This is a genomic window from Streptomyces laculatispora (assembly GCF_017353455.1).
Lineage (GTDB): Bacteria > Actinomycetota > Actinomycetes > Streptomycetales > Streptomycetaceae > Streptomyces > Streptomyces laculatispora.
Genome location: NZ_JAFMPZ010000295.1, coordinates 1 through 5377, shown reverse-complemented (window position 1 = coordinate 5377; position 5377 = coordinate 1). Strand labels below are relative to the sequence as shown.

At 74.1% G+C, this 5377-nt stretch carries 5 protein-coding genes and 1 pseudogene; 2 read left to right on the top strand and 4 right to left on the bottom strand.

The window, feature by feature from the left end; genetic code table 11:
• Positions 1-843 (bottom strand): glycosyltransferase family 4 protein (locus J1C73_RS16285; RefSeq protein WP_207317020.1); only part of this gene is annotated, 843 nt, incomplete at its 3' end.
• The gene (locus tag J1C73_RS16280) at positions 843-2063 is read right to left on the bottom strand and encodes a glycosyltransferase 87 family protein (RefSeq protein WP_207317019.1); all 1221 of its coding nucleotides are present in this window, start codon (positions 2061-2063) and stop codon (positions 843-845) included. The genes J1C73_RS16280 and J1C73_RS16285, both read right to left, overlap by 1 nt.
• Positions 2064-2206: 143 nt before the next feature.
• On the opposite strand from J1C73_RS16280, the gene J1C73_RS16275 reads away from it, so the two are divergent.
• Together J1C73_RS16275 and J1C73_RS16270 are read left to right on the top strand one after the other, a co-directional pair.
• Positions 2207-3427 carry a sensor histidine kinase gene (locus tag J1C73_RS16275; protein WP_207317018.1) on the top strand — a complete coding sequence of 407 codons (1221 nt, stop codon included), beginning with the start codon at positions 2207-2209 and terminating at the stop codon, positions 3425-3427.
• Entirely contained in the window at positions 3421-4122 is a 702-nt protein-coding gene (locus J1C73_RS16270) for a response regulator (RefSeq protein WP_207317017.1), read from the top strand. Before J1C73_RS16275 ends, J1C73_RS16270 begins: the two co-directional genes overlap by 7 nt.
• 43 nt (positions 4123-4165) lie before the next feature.
• Here J1C73_RS16270 and J1C73_RS16265 read toward each other — a convergent pair whose 3' ends face one another.
• Both J1C73_RS16265 and J1C73_RS16260 read right to left on the bottom strand, forming a co-directional pair.
• On the bottom strand, positions 4166-5191 hold the full coding sequence (locus J1C73_RS16265) for an ABC transporter ATP-binding protein (RefSeq protein WP_207317016.1): 1026 nt from the start codon (positions 5189-5191) through the stop codon (positions 4166-4168).
• Positions 5192-5193: 2 nt separating this feature from the next.
• Positions 5194-5377: pseudogene (locus J1C73_RS16260) on the bottom strand (iron ABC transporter permease); the annotation flags it as partial.

Here is a 5377-nt window from a genome sequence, read left to right as displayed (position 1 = left end):
GCGCCGGGTGCGGCACGGCATCGCGAAGACGTCGGCCGCCGCGAAGAACCCGGGCATCGCCGCATGTGGCTGCCCACCCGCCAGAACGACCGCGTCCGCGAGCCCGGCGGCCGCGGCCGCTCGGCCCAGGGAGGACGCACCGGGGCCGTCACCGACCAGCAGGAGGGTCGTTCCCGGCACCGCCCGCCGGACCGCCGGCAGCGCTCGTACCAGCATGTCCTGGCCCTTGCGCGGGACGAGCCGCGCGGCGCAGAGGATCACCGGCCCGTCGTTCAGGCCGTAGCGCCTGCGGACGGCGCTCTCGCCGGGGCGGGCGCGGAAGGCGTCGGCGTCCACACCGGGCACCAGTCGCACCATCCGCCGCGCGGCCACCGGCCCGAGGGCGGCGGCGATCGGCAACCGGGTCGCCTCCGCGAGATGGGTGACGGTGTCCGTGACCGCCCCGATCCTCCGCAGCAGCGTCCGGGCGCCGGGGGTGCGGGCCCACCACACCTCGTGGCCATGGGTGGTGGCCACGATCCGCCGCACCCCGGCCTCCCGGCGCAACCGGTCCGCCATCAGGGCCAGGGGCGCGGCCGCGCCGAACCAGACCCGGTCGCAGCCGTACCGCCGGGCCAGTCCGGCCGCCCGGCCCGCGACGCGCGGCGTGGGCAGCAGCATCCGGGCCCGGTCGCGGATCACCGGATACGGCAGCGCGGCGTCGTACGCGGCGCCGCCGGGCTCGGACGAGGTGTAGACGATCACGGAGTCGGCGGGGAACCGGCTGGTCATCGCGTGGACGAACGTCTCGATGCCGCCCTGGCGGGGCGGGAAGTCGTTGGTGACGACGAGAGTGCGGGCCATCAAGGGGTTCCTTCGGGGTCGGGTCGGACCGCTGCCGCGCCGTGCTGGTCCTCGCCGCGCTGCGTCACGGCCCAGACGGCGAGGACCAGCGGACAGACGAGGTAGCCGAAACGGGTGGCGGGCATGAGGGCGATGGCCAGGCACAGCCCGAACGCCAGCCGCAGCGCGGCGCCGGACGCCGTTCCCGGTGGCCGGACGACCAGCGAACCGGCCACCGCCAGGGCGCAGCAGAGGAGCAGGACGAGGGCGACGGTCCGGCCTCCGGGCAGGCCGACGGCGAGCAGATGCCCGGGGAAGGGGCCGGCGGCCGGGGAGACGGCGTCGGTCAGGCCCAGCGGGTACTCGACGACGTGAGTGGCGAAGGAGGACGGATCGCGCAGCGCGACCGGGAGCACGAGTACCGCGGTGGTGAGCACCGCCACCAGGGCACAGCGCAGCGGCGCCGCGCGCCCGCCGGCGCCGCCCCGGCGCATCGCCGTCAGGAGCGCGACGGCCACCGGCAGCGCGGGCCAGGCCGTCCATTTGAGGGCCGCGGCCAGTCCGGTGATCAGTCCGGCGGCCGTCGGCCTGCCCCGTCCGGCCAGCGAGAGGCCCAGACACATCAGCGCGGCCACCGGAAGATCGACGCCGCCCACCGCCAGCGGCAGGGCGATCACGGGGCAGGCGGCCAGCGCAGGCAGCGGCGGCCGCCTGGCACAGAGCATGAGCGCACCGAGGAAGGCGGCTCCGGTCCACAGCCGGGGATCGGTCAACGGACCTTCCCCGAACAGGACGTGCGGAATCCCGAAGACCGCCATCGCGGGCAGGTACGGATCGAAGTCCGCCACCGTCACGGGGTCGGGGGCGTACGGAGAGCCGGTCGCGAGCAGCGACTCGGCCGAGTGCGCGAGGACATCGACCTCCAGCTGCGCCCGGCCCAGGAGTACGAGGAGCAGCAGCGGCGCCCCCGCCGCGCCGACTGCCGCGACGACGGACGCCGCACGGCGCCGTCCGAGAGCGGCCGGCCACACCGCGGCCGCGTATCCAACGGCGGCCGACGCGCCCCAGATCCGGTGCGGAGCGAGTCCGGAGCACAGCGCGAGGAGCAGAGCCGCCGCCGCGCAGCCGGCCCACACGCCCGCGCCGGGCAGGGCTCGCGGGCCGCGCCGGTCCGTGCGGGCTCCTGACGAGGCCTCGCGGAACCGGCCCGGCGCCGCGGCGGGATCTGCTGTCGCGTCCATGAACCCGAGGCTAGGAACGTGACTTTCACGGCACGTCACACCGGAATCCGGTGTTCGCCCTCAACCCGTGGCATGACATGCGACGGGGAATTCCACCCCTGCTCCGATGCGGCGACGGGCCCCGGTGCCGAACAATCCTGGGTATGAGCAGCACGATCACGCCCCGCGCCCGGGTCAAGCGGGCGCGCCTGCGAGCGCGCCGGTGGGCGTCGGCCCCGGCGTACCCCTGGCTGACAGGGGGCGCGCTGACGCTGTTCGCGGCAGGTGAGCTGATAGCCGTGCCGGGCTCGGTGATCACCACGTTCGGGGTGCTGGTCTGCACGGCTTCCCTGATGTGGCGGGGTGCGCGGCCCGCGGTCTGCTTCCTCACGGTCGGCGCGGCCCTGCTCAGCTTCGGAACCGACGGCAACATGGCCTACGCGACCGTCGCCGGCACCCTGATCGGCAGCTACACGCTGGGCCGCCATCGCGTGCAGCACCCGGCCCTGCTCGTCGTCGGGGGTGCGTTGGCCTCGCTCACGGTCAACCTCGTGCACATCGACCGCTGGGCACGCGACGGATCGCCGGCGCTGCCCACGCTCCAGGGAAGTGACCGGTTGAGTCTCGGGCTGTACGCCGAGACGCTGGCCCTGACGGTGGTGATCCTGGGGGCGGTGAGCATGGGAGACGCGGTGCGCGCACGCGAGGAGACCCGGCAGGAGCGGGCGGCCGCCCAGTCCAGGCTGCTGGTGATGGAGCGACGACAGGCGGCAGAGGCGGAACGGGCCGCCATCGCAAGGGAGTTGCACGACATGATCGCCCACTCCGTGTCCATGATCGCCGTACAGGCCGAAGGGGCGACCTACACCACCCCCGGGCTGTCGCCGCAGGCCAGGGACGCCTTCCAGCAGATCGCGGGAACGGCACGGGCGTCGATGACCGAACTGCGGCGGATGCTCGGTGTGCTGCGCACCGACCGGGCGGCGGGGACGGCGACGGCACCGCAGCCGACGCTGGCCGGACTGCACGACCTGGTGGAGCAGCACCGGGCGGTGGGCGGCGCGGCCGAGCTGCGGATCAGCGGCGAGCAGCCGGAGTTGCCCCCGTCCTGGGAGCTGTCGGCCTTTCGCATCGTGCAGGAGGCCCTGACGAATGTGCGCCGGCACGCGCCGGGAGCGCGGGCGGTGGTGGAACTCGTCTACGGGACCGGTGCGCTGGCGGTCCGGGTCGGTGACGACGGGCCGGGGCCGCACGGCGTGCCGGCCGGGGGCACCGGCCACGGGCTGGTGGGGATGAACGAGCGGGCGGCGCTGCTCGGTGGCAGCCTCACCGCCGGGCGGGGCCCGGCAGGCGGCTTTCTCGTCGAGGCGGAGCTCCCGTGGTGATCCGGGTGGTGGTGGCCGATGACCAGGCCGTCGTACGGACCGCCTTCGCCGGGCTGCTCGGCACACAGCCGGACATCGAGGTGGTCGGCGAGGCGGAGGACGGGGCCGCGGCGGTCAGGATCGCCGCCGAACACCGCCCCGACGTGGCGCTGCTCGACATCCGGATGCCGGGGCTGAACGGCATCGAGGCGGCTCGCGAGATCATCGCCGGCTCCGGCGGTGCCACCAGGGCGCTGATGCTGACGACGTTCGGGCTCGACGAGTACGTGTACGACGCGCTGGCAGCGGGGGCCAGCGGCTTCCTGCTGAAGGACGCAACGTTTCCCGAACTGCTCCATGCGGTACGGGTGGTGGCGGACGGCCAGGCGCTGCTCTCACCGGACATCACCGGGCGGCTGATCGCGGAGTTCACCAGGCAGCGGGTCGCCGCTCCGCCCGCGCGCTCCGTCGAGGGCCTGACCACCCGGGAGGTGGAGGTGCTCGTGCTGATCGCCCGGGGGCTGTCGAACGGGGACATCGCAGACCGCCTCACCATCACCGCGCACACCGTCAAGACCCATATCAACCGGCTGTTCGCGAAGATGGAGCTGCGGGACCGAGCGCAGGCGGTGATCCTCGCGTACGAACTGGGGCTGGTCGTGGCCGGGTCCGGTGCGGGCGGGACACGACCGGCGGGGCCGGGCGCGGGCCGGTGATCCCGCGACCGGTGACCCACGCGGCCGGTGATCCCGCGACCGGTCACAGCACGGCGGGCAGGACGACGCTCTCCGACGCGTCGAAGGTGACGCCGACCCGCGCGCCCTCCTCCGGTGTGCTGCGCAGGGTGCACTCGGCGTCCAGGGCCGGGCCATGGTCGGGGTTCAGTGTCACGGCGACGTGATTGCCGCGGAAGGTGCGGGCGCCCACGGTGCAGGGCAGGCCGTCCTCCGGGGCGCCGATCAGGACTCCGGCCGGACGCACCAGCAGATCGCAGGCGCCCTGCGGTGATCCTGCGGGCACCGGCACCTTGCCCCAGTCCGTGTCGGCGGCCTCGCCGGTGACCGTCGCCTCCACCACGTTGTCGAAGCCCAGGAAGCGGGCGACGAAGGCCGAGGCGGGATGCTGCCACACCTCCAGCGGGGTGCCCACCTGGGCGATGCGTCCGTCCCGCATCACGACGACCCGGTCGGCCAGCGCGAAGGCCTCGCCCTGGTCGTGGGTGACCGCCAGCACGGTCGTGCCCAAGCGGCCGAACAGCGTGCGCAGTTCGACGACGAGGCGTTCGCGCAGGCTGCGGTCCAGCTGGCCGAGCGGTTCGTCCAGCATCAGCAGCTTGGGCCGGGGGGCGAGCGCCCGTGCGAGGGCGACGCGCTGCTGTTCGCCGCCCGAGAGCGCGGCGACGGCCCGCCGCTCGGCGCCGGGCAGCCCCACCAGATCGAGGAGCCCGGAGACCTTGAGGTCCTGCTCGCTCCTGCTCACGCCGCGCATCCGCAGCCCGAAGGCGACGTTGGCACCGACGTCCCGGTGCGGGAACAGCTGGTGGTCCTGGAACATCAGGCCGAGACCGCGCCGGTGCACCGGCACCCCGTCCTGGTCCGCGCCGTCGAGCAGTACCCGCCCGCCGTCCGGACGCTGGAGTCCGGCGACCACCCGCAGCAGTGTCGACTTCCCGCTGCCGCTCGGCCCCAGCACACAGACGATCTCGTGCTCGGCGACCTCCAGGTCCACCGCGTCCAGCACCGCCCGGTCGCCGAAGCGCACGGTGGCCGATTCGAGTGTCAGCATCCCTAGAACTCCCCGGATCGATCGGTGCGGATACGTTCGAGCAGCAGCAGCGACACCGCGCACACGAGCATCAGAATGGTGCTGAGGGCCATCGCCTGGCCGTAGTTGAGATCCCCGGACCGCCCCAGCAGCCGGGCCACGGCGACCGGGAGCGTCGGACTGTCCGGCCGTGCGATGAACACCGTG

Excerpts from the sequence above, each read along its gene's own strand:
- J1C73_RS16275 (WP_207317018.1), top strand. The coding sequence starts at position 2,207 with ATGAGCAGCACGATCACGCCCCGCGCCCGGGTCAAGCGGGCGCGCCTG.
- J1C73_RS16280 (WP_207317019.1), bottom strand. The coding sequence starts at position 2,063 with ATGGACGCGACAGCAGATCCCGCCGCGGCGCCGGGCCGGTTCCGCGAG.
- J1C73_RS16265 (WP_207317016.1), bottom strand. The coding sequence starts at position 5,191 with ATGCTGACACTCGAATCGGCCACCGTGCGCTTCGGCGACCGGGCGGTG.